Source organism: Microbacterium sp. NPDC077184 (assembly GCF_040687055.1).
In the GTDB taxonomy this organism is placed as follows: Bacteria; Actinomycetota; Actinomycetes; order Actinomycetales; family Microbacteriaceae; genus Microbacterium.
This window is the reverse complement of sequence record NZ_JBFBMM010000003.1, coordinates 394,636-406,693: the sequence shown is the minus strand read 5'-3', so window position 1 is coordinate 406,693 and position 12,058 is coordinate 394,636. Positions and strand designations below refer to the sequence as shown.

Here is a 12,058-nt window from a genome sequence, read left to right as displayed (position 1 = left end):
CGGGACACCCTCGACCTCACCTCCCCCACCCTGGACACCGACCGGCGGTGGCGGGACTACGACACCATCATCAACGCCGCCGCCTACACCGCCGTCGACACCGCCGAAACCCCCACCGGCCGCTCCACAGCATGGGCCAGCAACGTCACCGCGACCGCAGCGCTTGCCCGCATCGCCACCGCCAACAACATCACCCTCGTCCACGTCTCCAGCGACTACGTCTACGACGGCACCCGCACCGGCGAATACACAGAGGAGGACCCGATCAGTCCCCTCGGTGTGTACGGGCAAACCAAAGCCGCCGCCGACACGATCGTGGCCACCGTTCCCCGCCACTACATCATCCGCACCAGCTGGGTCATCGGCGACGGCAACAACTTCGTCCGCACCATGGCAGCCCTCGCCGAACGCGGCATCAACCCCACCGTCGTCAAAGACCAAACCGGACGCCTCACTTTCACCACCGACATCGCCGCCGGCATCCACCACCTCCTCACCACCCCGGCGGCCTACGGCATCTACAACCTCACCGGGACCGGGCAACCCACCACCTGGTACGACATCGCCCGCCACGTCTACCAACACACCGGACACAACCCCGACCGCGTCACACCCGTCAGCACCGAGCAGTACTACGCCAACCCCACCGGACCCATCGCGCCCCGACCCCACAACAGCCTCCTCAACGTGGACAAGCTCAGTGCGGCAGGGCTGACGCCGCGCGACGCGGTCGAGAGTCTTCGCGGGTATCTGGGTGCCGATGCGAGGGCGGAGAACACTCGCGCCTGAGCGGTCTCGCTCAGCGCACAGCCACCGTCACGGCGGCGGCCTGCTCCAACACCGCGGCTGATCATCGTCGCGTAAATGGCCACCACCCACACGGCGCCGGGAGCGGCACCGTGTGGGCCGCCCGTTGCACACCTCGCAGTTGCGCCCCATCCGCCTCCGGCTGCTCACTCTCCGGTGACCGATCAGATCACGACGTTTGCGATGTGTCGCGACGCGGTCGTCTATGTGGTCGTACTCCTGGCGATCGTCACGACCGACGCACGCTACTCGCGCGGCAACCGCGCCCGACGGCAGTAGCGAGCGTCGCGGATATCTTTTCGACACATCGTGATCTTCAGAGTCCACGACGATGTCGAGGCGCGTGGACCTCTCCTTCGACACTCGCAAAGGACGCATCATCGTCGGAGACGCGGGCTTCACTGACGGCACGGCATTGCTAGCTTCCTGGTCAGACTCCGAACACGCGACGCCTCTGAGAGCATGGCCAGAATCTACGACTGGCGGATCGGAAGCTATGGGTTTTAACGCAACATATTGAGCATGTCGTTCGGTTGCGTGATCGGGTCGTAACCTGCCCATGGCAGGAGCGAACCTCCTCACGTTGCGGCCGTCGGGACCGGCTGAAGTCGCGCCGACGCCGTAGCACCAACGCTTCGATGCCTACCAGCGCGACGACTGGTGAACAGGAGATTGTTTGAGCCAGTCAGGCGAGAGCGTCCACCGTAGCGGGGTCGCGAGGATCAGACGGCCGGCGAGCATGGAAGCCCAGATGATCACTACGGCGGCTAGGGGCGGGAGGATCGCCCCGAAGAGGTACGGATGCTCTGCTATCTGGCGACCGAGCGTGAGTCCGACTAGCCCGCTGACAACGGACAACGCGAAGATGTGGAAGATGTAGACCGGCAGCGTGAGCCCGCCGACGCGCTCGAGTGTCCGCGTCGTGATGTTGTTTCGAGGGAGGAAGGCGAGCACATTGGCCGCAAGGAGAAGGCCGACGATCGCGAGCACGGGGCGCATCTCCGTGAGAACGTTAGCGAACATGCTGCTAAGGACAGCGACGGCGTAGACAGACGCCAGAGTAATCGCACGCGTCGGGGTCGCCTGCCGCATCACGGCATCCCAGAAGCTACGTCCGTGAATGCCGGCGAAGAACCATACGAAGTTTACGGCCATGTGGCCGAACATGAACGAGAACGCCTCGGTGGGCACGAGCGGCCGGAGCGCGGCATCAATCAGCGGCGCCGCGAGCGCGACCCCGAACAGAGGGATGACGAGCCAGACGCTCCGATCACCCAGAACCCGTTGCGCGGCCCACGCGATGAGGAAGAACAACGCCAACGCGTACAGGTACCAGTACGACGTCGGCAGGGTCACCGCGATGAGAAGGTCGGGTGGTGTGACCGTCTCGTCGAAACCGGGAATGGGCAGCCAGAGGCGAGCGAGAAAGAGAACCGTCCACAGGACGTAGAGGTAGTAGAAGCCGATTGTCCGTGCCTTCGAGGCACCGAGGGGTCGGCGGACGGCAGCCGCGGCGAGGTAGCCCGAGATGAAGAAGAACAGCGGCATGCGGATGGCGACGAAGAACTGGGAGAACTGCCACCAGAACGCGTCCCCTTCGCCCATGTACGCGTTCTCGATCCACAGAGAGACGTGCATGACGACGACAAGCACCATGCAAAAGCCCTTGCCGACGTCGATCCACTGTTTGCGCGCCGCAGGCAGCGCGGCTCCCCCCGAAGATTGCATGGCTCGAAGCCTATCGGGAGGGGCCACGCGCTCTTCCGCAGTGTGCGAAAGAATTTACTTGGGCGCATCGGCCGTGTCACGCGCGGGCGAGTGTTCCACAATGGCGGCGCGCAGAGCCTGGTTCTCGGCGGCGAGGTTGGCAACCTGCCCGTAGACCCCTCCGCGTGCAGCAGCTCGCGCAGCATAACAGCGACCGCGACACAGCGGCTATGGTCAAGCCGGGAGAGGCGGCCGAGGCCGTGGATTTCGACGACGGTCAGCCGCGCGAAGGTCGATGCGTCGGTGATGGCGCTCGCGGCATCCGTCTCAGCATCCGCGAGGACGCGATCGACGCGAGCGTGCTCGACGGGCCACGTGGTCGCGGGGTGAGGGTCTCGCCCATCGGGACGCACGCGACAACGATGAGCGGTGAGGTCGGCACCACAGGATCCGTCTGGGGTGCGGAGGAACTCTGAATGCCGGACTCGGACATCAGGGCAACGACCCCGCCACCCGCGCAGAAGACGACGGCTTGAGGGGCTGCGCTGACCAGGTCAGTACACTGCTCGGGATGGTTGCGGCCGCTCGGACACACGATGCTGCGTTCTTCTTCGAGCATCTGCCGATAACGAGGATCATTGCGAGCGTGGCGCTTGCGCGACTGCTGGTCGTCGACGCGTGTGTCGCCACCACTCACACGGAGCCGGCCGCTCGCGCTCCGGTAACCGATCAGAACGTGACGTCTGCCATGCCTCCCGACGCAGTGGGGGAAGGACCTCGCCCACGCGATCAGCGCGGCTCGGTGATGCGCGCCGTTCCGGACGCGACGGTGATCGCGCATCCCGTCATCAATCGGGTGTAGAAGAGGAACCATCATGGGTGCAGGACACAGCCACGCCACCGGGGACGCGACGCCCCGGAAGAAGCTCCTGATCGCGTTCTCCATCACGGCATCCGTCTTCGTGGTCGAAGTCATCGGCGCGATCATCACCGGCAGCCTCGCCCTGCTCGTCGACGCAGCCCACATGCTCACCGATGTGATCGGCCTGGCGATGGCGGTCACGGCCGCCCACCTGATGAACCGGCCACCGTCGGAGAGGTACACGTTCGGGCTGCGGCGTGCGGAAGTGCTCGCGGCCCTCGCTCAGGCCGCGCTGCTGCTCGGGGTGGGACTCTTCGCGTTGGTTGAGGGCATCCGTCGCCTGTTCGAGCCGCCCGAGATCGCGTCCGGCAGCCTGCTGTTCTTCGGGATCGTCGGCCTGGTCGCCAACATCGCAGCGCTGCTCGTGCTGATGAGCGATCGCATGCGGAACCTGAACATGCGGGCCGCGTTCCTCGAGGTCGTCAACGACGCGCTCGGCTCAGTCGGGGTCATCGTCAGCGCCATCCTGATCGCCACCCTCGGCTGGTACCGAGCCGATGCGGTCGCCGGCATTCTGATCGCCCTGCTCATCATTCCGCGCACGATCATCCTGTTCCGCGCGTCCGGCAGCGTCCTGCTGGAAGCCACCCCGCCCGGTCTCGACCTCGCGGATGTGCGCCGCCACATCCTCGAGCTCCCCCACGTCGTCGCCGTGCACGACCTGCACGCCACCCTGGTCTCGACCGACCTACCGATCCTGACCGCGCACGTCGTCGTCGACGACGCGCTTGCGCCGGAGGAGTCGGCTCGGCTGCTGCGGAGGCTTCAGGAATGCGTCGCCGAACACTTCCCGGTGAGCATCGAGCACGCGACGTTCCAGTTGGAGACGGGGGCGCACCGGGGGGGAGGGGCGGGGCACTCCTAGCGGGAGCGGGGTGCCGGGGTGCGAGGTTGCTGGAGGTTCGGCGGGTCTCGGTACGTCCGCTTCGCGGACACTCGACCACCGGAGGGTGGGGTCGGGGCCCAGGGGGTGCTGGAGGTTCGGCGGGTCTCGATACGTCCGCTTCGCGGACACTCGACCGCCCGAGGGTGGGGTCGGGTGGCGGGGTTGCTGGGGGGCGCGGAGATCACCGCGGGCGAAGGACTGCGCGGTGGGGGTGGCCGGCGGACTCCGCTCCGGTAGCGTGCAGCAATGGCGATCCTCGATGACGACGATCCATTTCCCTCCGTGGAAGACAGTCTCCGCCGGACTCTGGAAGACATGCGCTGGATCTCGCACCCGGCTGTCGGTGCGATCATCTACCCGGCCGGCATGGCCGCTCACACGGATCTGCCGCAGAAGCTATCGATCGCCATCGCCTCAACGGTGCTGGGGGTCAGCCTCGCTCACGCAGAGCGGACGTACAAGCACGCCCTGAGCCCGCCGGGCGAACCGAAAGAGAAGCATGTCGCGTTTGTGGGGTGCTATCAGACCGCGTCCGGCCACATCGAGGAGGCTGGTGCGCGATTCCGTTCGACGCCCGACGCCGCCCTCACGCTCGGGATGTTTGCCGCTTCCATCGCACTCCACCGCGTAAATGAGACGTTGAGCTCTGCCTACATCCTCTACAAGCTCGGGCAGCAGCTCGAAGGCGACACGATCGCTCGGTACATGCTCGAACAGGTGGCGTGGGCCTACACCGCTCGCACAGCGGAATCGCACGAGGAGCTCGACAAGATCAAGAGCCACTCCGCCATCTCTGCGTTCAAGAAGATCGCGCCGGCCGCAGGACCCCTCTACGGCCGCCTCAGCCAGTCGACGCACGCCGGCAACAGCACGCACCGATCATGGTTCGACATCACCCCTGAGGGGCGGGGCGTCGTGACCACCCGCAGGGCGCCGGGAGTTGCGCAGGCCACGACACTTCTCACGCTCGCTGACATGTGGGTACTGGCGCTCGAAGCAACGCAGATCGGCCACATGCTGTCGTACGAGGCGATCGATCCCGCGACAGGAACCGCACTGGAGGACCGGGCGTTCTTGACCTCGTCGCAGGAAGCGCTCGATCGCCTGCAGGCGGTGGTCGATGGCGGCGACCCGTAATCCAGTGCGATGAGCACATTGGTCGTCGAGGCCGGCAGCTGCCAGGCTCTCCTTGTGGCGAAACTCTTGCTCTTCAACGTCCCCCAGCCGACGACCGAATCGAAACCGAAGACTCTTCCCGCGTGGCTCGCGTGGATCCTGATCGGCGCCCTCACCGCGGCGCTGATCGTCGGCGTGCTGTCGCTCGCCCAGTCTGACGCGACGCCCGAAGCGATCGGAGCAGCAGCGGCATCTGTGCTGGTACTAGGCGCGCTCGCAAAGGCGGCGGAAGCAGCATCCGATCTTCCTGAAAGTGTGCGGGCCCGCCTCACCGCGGTATCCGCGGCTGCAACGCTCATCGGATCGGCGCTCGGACTCCTCGGCGTCACAGGAGCTCTGACCGCGCTTACCGCGACCTGAGCCGCGGCCGGTGAGATCGAGGCGGTCCCGTCAGCGGACGGCGACGGTGACCGCGGTGGCGTTCTCGAGGACCGCGGTGCTGGTCGAGCCGAGGAGGAGGCGGGCAAGGCCGCCGCGGCCGTGGGTACCGACAACGGTGAGCCGCGCGGAGGTCGACGCGTCGGTGATGGCGATCGCGGCGTCTCCTTCGGCGACGAGCGTGCGGACATCGAGGTCGGGGTGGCGGGTTCGTGCCTCGTCGACCGCCGTCTGCGCGAAGGCCTCGGTGGGGCCCTGCAGGTCGTAGGGCGTCGGGTCGTACGTCATGTTGACGTCGAGGGAGACCGGCACCGGCATCCAGGTCGACACGATCGTCAGCGGCTCGCGCAGGCGTGCGGCCTCGTCGGCGGCGAAGGCGAGAGCGCGGTGGGAGACGTCGGAGCCGTCGACTCCGACGACGACACCTTCGCGGTGCTCGTGGGCCACGTCGGGGACGACGGCGACGGAGCAGTGGGCGTGCGACACGAGGTGGCGGCTGAGGTGCTCGCGCTCCCGCTCACCCCCGGGGACGTGGTCGGTGCCGATGACGAGGAGGGCGGCATCCGTTGCCGCATCCGGGAGGGCGCGGTCGACGTGACGGTCGTCGACGACATCGATCGAGACGGTGAGACCGTCGGCGCGGAGAGGCTCGGCGAGGTCTTGGAGGGGGGCGATCGCGTGGGTGTCGGGGTCGTCACCCTTCGCGTCGACGACGGAGACGAGCTTCAGATCTGCTCCGGTGGTGCGGGCGCGCTCGGCGGCCCACGCGATCGCGGGGTGGGACTGCGTGGTGTCGGGGTGCACCGGGTCGGAGCCGGAGGTGTCGGGGCGGACGCCGACGACGATGAGCGGGGAGGCCGGGGCTGCGGCATCCGTCTGGGGTGCGGAGGAATCCGTCATGGCGCCAGCCTAGGGGGCGGGGGTGGCGGGAGGGAGGGGCGGCATACGGTGGGGCGATGAGTTCAGGTCAGCCGTGGATGGCTCCCGGGGCAGAACAACTGGAGCGCCTGACGACGGACGAGCGCGATGCGCAGGACTTCGTCGATTACATGCCCCTCTGGATCCGGCAGGCCTCGTACGCCGGCGGTGAGGCGCGAATCAACCGACGCATCAAGGATCACCTCGTGCGGGATTGGCAGGTTCCGCGCCTGCCGGGACGAGGTCGTCGCTCGGGCCGGGAGCGTTACGCCAGCGGGATCCCGTGGTCGAAGGATGCGCGGCACCTCCTCCTCTCCCCCGGGCCGGACGACAAGCTTGCGGGAAGGCTCGTCTTCGAACACGTGCGCCCGCTGAAGAACACCGTCGCTGAACTGCGCGCGTCGTACGTGGACGGGGAAGGCCGCGACGCGGCATCCATGCTGGCGCTCCTGCGGCGGCTGCACACCGGGTGGTGTTTCGCCGTGGTGTCGAAACGCGACCGAGTACCGCGAGCGTTCGCCGACGGGACGGACCCGGTCACGAAGTTCGCTGAGGTCGACGGTGGGGCGGCGGGCTTCTTGATCTTGGCGGACGATCCGCGGTTCGGGGACCGGGACTGGTGAAGGTGGGGCCGCGCGGGGAGCGGTAGTCGGTCTTCCAGGTCTCGGTACGTCCGCTGCGCGGACTACTCGACCACCGGGAGGGGTGCGATGCGCACGGTCTTTGTTGCGGCAGAACGATGCCGCCCCGGTCGGTGTGGCCGAGGCGGCATCGAGACGGTGTCGGGGGTCAGCTCCCGTGGTTCGTGCGGCGGCGGACGACGAGTAGCGTCGTCGCGCCGGCGAGGAGGAGCGCACCGCCGAGGCCGATCACCGGCCACGCGGGATCGGACCCGGTCGCCGCGAGAGTGGTGACGGGCGCATCGGTGTCGGACGCGGCATCCGTTGCCGGGGTGTCGTCGGTGTCGGAGGGCGTACCCGGGGTCGGCGTGGCGGTCTCGGTCGGGTCGGGGGTGGGTTCCGGGTCGGGGGTCGGCTCGGGGTCCGGGGTGGGCTCGGGGTTGGGGTTCGGGTTGGGGCCGGGGTTCGGCGCGGGGTTGACGAACAGGCCCACCTGCTGCGAGCGCACCTGACCGTTGCCGTTGGTGAAGGCGACGAGGATCGCCGTGTTGGTCTGGCTGCGCGTCACATCGGTCAGCGTGAGCGTCGTGGATGTCGCGCCCTCGATCGGCTGGAAGATCGCGTTCTCGGCGGTCAGTTCGTACCACTGCACGATGCCCCAGTGGGTCGCGGCGGCGGTGAACGTCGCGTCCTCCCCCTCGAAGACGACCTGACTCTCGGGCTGCTCGGTGATGACGGGCAGGCCACCGATCTCGGGAGCCGGGACCTCTTCCTCGCCCGGGGCCTCGGAGTCTTCCGGCGCGGGTGACACCGGCGCCGGGGACACGGGGGTCTCAAGCGGCGCGAGGACGGCGGCCGTCGCGGGGCTCGCGAGGGCGATTCCGCCGAGGACCAGGGCGGCGATGGACAGGGCGGCGATACGGCGGCGCGGTGCGCCAGCGGGTCGTGTCATGCGGGTCGGAGACTCTCTCGATGGGCGACGAGAAGTCTCAGGGGTGCGCGGGTCGCGGCACCCGTTGGGGGTGTCGCGTGACACGTGAGCGGCCTCGTCGGCGGCGGTCGGGTGGGGCCACCGTACGGGCGGATGCCGCAGGTCGGGTAGTGACGGGGTGAGCGCGGCGGGCGGGGAGGGTGAGGGGCATCAGGCGGGTGAGGGGCGTCAGGCCGTTTCGCCGTCGGCGGCCTCGATGATCTCGCGCATGAGGGGGACGGTGATCTCTTCGCGGGTTCCGTCGACCCATTCGTGGAGGGTGAACGGGATGCCGAGCCCGTCGAGGTAATCGACCGTCTTCTCGAGACGCGGGACGACCTCGATGTGATCGTTGCCGAAGAGGGGTGCGGTAAAGATCGGCTCGCCGGCGCGGATCGCGCGGCGCAGCTCGGGGGTTGAGCGCCGCGTGATGCGGTAAAGCGCCTGGAGGACCACGCTCGGGAAGTCGGGGGTTCCGTCGAGGGTGAGGTCTATCGCGTTGTGCGGGGGCATCTGCGGGGCGGGCATGGGTCTATTCGACCATGCGGGGGTTGCGGAGGACCTCGCGGGCGAAGCGACGGGCGGTGGCACTCATCTCGCCCTTGTCGGAACGCTCACGGGGGCCATCCCATAGGTTCTCCAGGACAGTCCGGATCGGCAGGCTGTAGAAGTCACTTCCGCGGAGGGGCTGGCGCTCCCGCCGCCAGCCGAGACGACTCATCCACCGCGCGGCGTGACCGAGGCCGCCCTGGGGCTGGTTGCCCCACGTAGCAGTGAAGGACTCCCCCGCAGCCACCGAGAGCAGCACACAGACGGTTGCGTCGCGGAGGTATGCGGCATCCGTTGATCCGGCACGGGCGTTCACGACGTGCGTGCCGGTGACGACTCCACGCCACCGATCGATGAGCGCCTGCCACAGGCGGTCGGGGTTCTTGCGCGCAGCGGCCCCGATACGGGTCAGCAGGAGGTGGCCCTTGAGCTTGCGAAGGAAGCCCTGTCGGGCGAGGGATTCGCGAAAGTGCAGAAGGGATGAGTGGTCGATCTCCCGATTGCTCTTCGAGAGCCAGGCGTCGCTCGTCGGGAGGATCTGCAGGGCGTCGACCACATCGGCGGGCTTGAGATAGCCGGCCGCCGTCAGGGGGATGCCCTCTCCGCCGGCGCGCTGGAGGAACCAGGTCCACGCGGCCAGGCACGCGTCGCGGTCATCGTCGGCGACTGCCGGCTCGAGGGTCGCGAGCGCGTGGGCGGCGGCTTCGACGAGGCGGTCGGTGACAGGCGTGCCCTGGTCGGCCGGCGTCGCGTCGAAGTCGTAGCGGACACGCTCGATGAGATCGATGACCTCTCCCGGAACGCCGGCGTCGCGCATCCGGAATCGGACGTCACCGAGCGCCCCATCGACCTCGGACGCGCTGAAATGAGCGGGATCGGGCTGGAACGTCGCGAGCATCTCGGCGTCGAGCCCGCGACTGTTCTCCGGGGGCGCGGCGCGGCGTCCGTCGACGCAGTGCGCGATCGGGGGCTGACTCGTCGCTGCGTCGGGAGCGGGGATGATCGCCTCGAGCCGAAGGATCAGCTGCCACGCATCGCCGTAGTCGTAGACGTAGCGCAGAACATCGCCGGGGTCAGCGAAGACCTCATCGACGCGGACGTCGCGGTCGGGGATGCCCTCGTCGTCATCGCCATCGACGAGGTCGTCGTTATCGACGTCATACGCGCACAGGAACAGCTGACTCTCGCGATCCCAGGCTCCCCCGCCGAGGGCGAAGCGATGAAGGTGCTCGTCTGCCCACCCGAACGCGGCTTGCAGGACGTCGTGCAGAGTGTCGAGGGTGATCGTCGAGCGGATGTCGAGACGACGCCAGATCGGTGGCTTCTCGCCGTCGATGTCGACCCGGACACGGAAGATCGCGACATCGTCGCGCCGTGGATGGGATGCCGGAGGTCAGGACGCGGCGGATGGGTGATCGCGGCGACCCGCCGACTCGCGACGACTCCGGCGAGGTCGAGCAGCTCGGCCGCAGTCATGCCGGCGGTGAGTTCAGCGAAGCGGCGGTCGATCTCTTTGTCATCCATCACGCCTCACCGTAGCGAACGACGACGAGGAGGTGCAGGCGTACCGAGTTTCGAATGTTATCCACATCGGGCAGGCTTAAGTCTTCGCAATGTCGTACCTGTGTTCTATACTTTGAGGACGGAACATTGATCGAGACGAGAAGCCATGAACGAGACTCCGGAGCCGGTGGGCGACAACGATGATCGTGATGCGGTGGCGCGGAAGACGGCGGCGTTCGTGGACGAGATCATGGAGGCTCGTCGCGTGGTTGCGGAGGGTCAGGCGCGCGAGGCCGCGGCAATGGCCGAGGCATATGCGTTCACGCAGGAGCAGACCGCGCTGCTGGGGTCGGCGACCGTCAAGGCGCGGGAGATGCCGTTGCGGGCCATGGCGGCGGAGATCGGTGCGGCGACGCGGGTGAATGACAGTACGGTGCAGAACCGGTTGTTCGAGTGTCACCGGTTGGTGACGGAGTATGCCCAGACGTTCGAGGCGTGGCGTGCGGGGCAGGTGTCGCAGGCGCACACGAAGGTCATCGTGGAGTTCGGTGCCGACCTGCCGGACCCGGAGGCGCGGGCGGCGTATGAGAAGGATGTGCTGGATTACGCGGTGAAGACTGCGACGGGCAGGTTGCGTCCGTATGCGCAGCAGGTGGCGGACAAGCTCAACCCGCGGACGGTGCAGGAGCGGCACGAGGTTGCGGCGTGCACGCAGCGGGTGTTCGTCGAAGACCTCCCCGACGGGATGTCGATGCTGGGAACGATCGCACCCTCCACCTATGTTCACGGGGCGTACGACCGTGCGACGCAGGTGGCGCGTGAGATCAAAGCGGCCGACCTCCGGGCCCGACGGGAGTACGCCGAGCGGCAGGCGCGCGGCGAAGAGGCCGAAGAACCGTGGTTCGACGACCGCACGCTGGATCAGATCCGCGCGGATGTGGTGATGGACATGCTCCTCACCGCTGCCCCCACCGTCGACCCCACCGGGGCTGGGCTGGCGGCGATCCGCGGGAGCGTGCAGGTCAGCATCCCCGCCACCACCCTCGCCGGCACCACCTCGGGTGGGGCGGAGCTCAACGGGAAGTGCGCGATCGACCCCGCCACGGTGCGGATCCTCACCGGGAATGCTCCCGGGTTCGATCGGGTGTTCCTCCACCCCGTCACCGCCGAAGTGCTCACCACGGACAGATATACCCCGACGGCGGGGATCAAGCGATTCCTGCAAGCCCGGTACGTGCGATGCGCGTTCCCCGGATGCCGGCGACCCGCGATGCGATCCGAGATCGACCACCACCAGGAATACAGCAAGGGCGGCAAAACCGACGGGGACAACCTCGGCCCCTGCTGCACTCGACACCACGTGACCCGCCATGCCGCGGGATGGACCGTCGAGCAACTCCCCGGCGGCAGACTTCGATTCACCGCGCCCTCGGGGAAGGTCTACATCGAAGACCCGCCACCGCGGGTGATGTTCATCCCCGAACCCGATCCGGATCCCGGTCCCGGACCGGATCGCGAATCGCCTCCGGAACCCGCGAGCCCGCCGTTCTGAGTTCGAGCGCGCCGGGTGATCTGAATCTCGGCGCCTCGCGTTCCTGAGGTGGCTGCCGCGGGGTCGCTCC

The 12,058-nt window shown here is 67.9% G+C and carries 13 protein-coding genes; 8 read left to right on the top strand and 5 right to left on the bottom strand.

Going from position 1 to position 12,058, the window contains the following annotated elements; genetic code table 11:
* The coding region (locus tag AB0O93_RS08895) for an NAD(P)-dependent oxidoreductase (protein ID WP_363342527.1) at positions 1-789 on the top strand (789 nt) is incomplete at its 5' end.
* A 660-nt stretch (positions 790-1,449) separates the two neighbouring features.
* On the opposite strand, the gene AB0O93_RS08890 is transcribed toward AB0O93_RS08895, so the two are convergent.
* Entirely contained in the window at positions 1,450-2,535 is a 1,086-nt protein-coding gene (locus AB0O93_RS08890; RefSeq protein WP_363342525.1) for an acyltransferase family protein, read from the bottom strand.
* A 164-nt stretch (positions 2,536-2,699) separates the two neighbouring features.
* On the opposite strand from AB0O93_RS08890, the gene AB0O93_RS08885 reads away from it, so the two are divergent.
* From AB0O93_RS08885 to AB0O93_RS08865, 5 genes are all read left to right on the top strand, one after another.
* Positions 2,700-2,990: a hypothetical protein gene (locus AB0O93_RS08885; RefSeq protein WP_363342523.1), complete on the top strand. Its 291-nt coding sequence runs from the start codon at positions 2,700-2,702 to the stop codon at positions 2,988-2,990.
* Between the two features lie 95 nt (positions 2,991-3,085).
* Positions 3,086-3,376: a hypothetical protein gene (locus AB0O93_RS08880; protein ID WP_363342521.1), complete on the top strand. Its 291-nt coding sequence runs from the start codon at positions 3,086-3,088 to the stop codon at positions 3,374-3,376.
* A 13-nt stretch (positions 3,377-3,389) separates the two neighbouring features.
* Entirely contained in the window at positions 3,390-4,301 is a 912-nt protein-coding gene (locus tag AB0O93_RS08875; RefSeq protein ID WP_363342519.1) for a cation diffusion facilitator family transporter, read from the top strand.
* Between the two features lie 267 nt (positions 4,302-4,568).
* Entirely contained in the window at positions 4,569-5,459 is an 891-nt protein-coding gene (locus AB0O93_RS08870) for a hypothetical protein (protein ID WP_363342517.1), read from the top strand.
* A gap of 9 nt (positions 5,460-5,468) precedes the next feature.
* Positions 5,469-5,858 (top strand): hypothetical protein, encoded by a 390-nt coding sequence (locus AB0O93_RS08865; RefSeq protein ID WP_363342515.1) that lies wholly within the window; start codon positions 5,469-5,471, stop codon positions 5,856-5,858.
* A 30-nt stretch (positions 5,859-5,888) separates the two neighbouring features.
* Here AB0O93_RS08865 and AB0O93_RS08860 read toward each other — a convergent pair whose 3' ends face one another.
* On the bottom strand, positions 5,889-6,776 hold the full coding sequence (locus AB0O93_RS08860; RefSeq protein ID WP_363342513.1) for a universal stress protein: 888 nt from the start codon (positions 6,774-6,776) through the stop codon (positions 5,889-5,891).
* A 56-nt stretch (positions 6,777-6,832) separates the two neighbouring features.
* On the opposite strand from AB0O93_RS08860, the gene AB0O93_RS08855 reads away from it, so the two are divergent.
* Complete coding sequence (locus tag AB0O93_RS08855; protein ID WP_363342511.1) at positions 6,833-7,417, top strand: hypothetical protein; 585 nt, start codon at positions 6,833-6,835, stop codon at positions 7,415-7,417.
* A gap of 166 nt (positions 7,418-7,583) precedes the next feature.
* Here AB0O93_RS08855 and AB0O93_RS08850 read toward each other — a convergent pair whose 3' ends face one another.
* From AB0O93_RS08850 to AB0O93_RS08840, 3 genes are all read right to left on the bottom strand, one after another.
* Positions 7,584-8,366 carry an immunoglobulin domain-containing protein gene (locus tag AB0O93_RS08850; protein ID WP_363342509.1) on the bottom strand — a complete coding sequence of 261 codons (783 nt, stop codon included), beginning with the start codon at positions 8,364-8,366 and terminating at the stop codon, positions 7,584-7,586.
* 207 nt (positions 8,367-8,573) lie between these two features.
* Positions 8,574-8,912 (bottom strand): hypothetical protein, encoded by a 339-nt coding sequence (locus AB0O93_RS08845; RefSeq protein ID WP_363342507.1) that lies wholly within the window; start codon positions 8,910-8,912, stop codon positions 8,574-8,576.
* Between the two features lie 4 nt (positions 8,913-8,916).
* Positions 8,917-10,230 (bottom strand): plasmid pRiA4b ORF-3 family protein, encoded by a 1,314-nt coding sequence (locus tag AB0O93_RS08840; RefSeq protein WP_363342553.1) that lies wholly within the window; start codon positions 10,228-10,230, stop codon positions 8,917-8,919.
* A gap of 372 nt (positions 10,231-10,602) precedes the next feature.
* Between AB0O93_RS08840 and AB0O93_RS08835 the strand changes: the two genes are divergently transcribed.
* Positions 10,603-11,988, top strand: coding sequence for a DUF222 domain-containing protein (locus tag AB0O93_RS08835; RefSeq protein ID WP_363342505.1), 1,386 nt, complete (start codon positions 10,603-10,605; stop codon positions 11,986-11,988).
* Positions 11,989-12,058 lie beyond the last annotated feature (70 nt).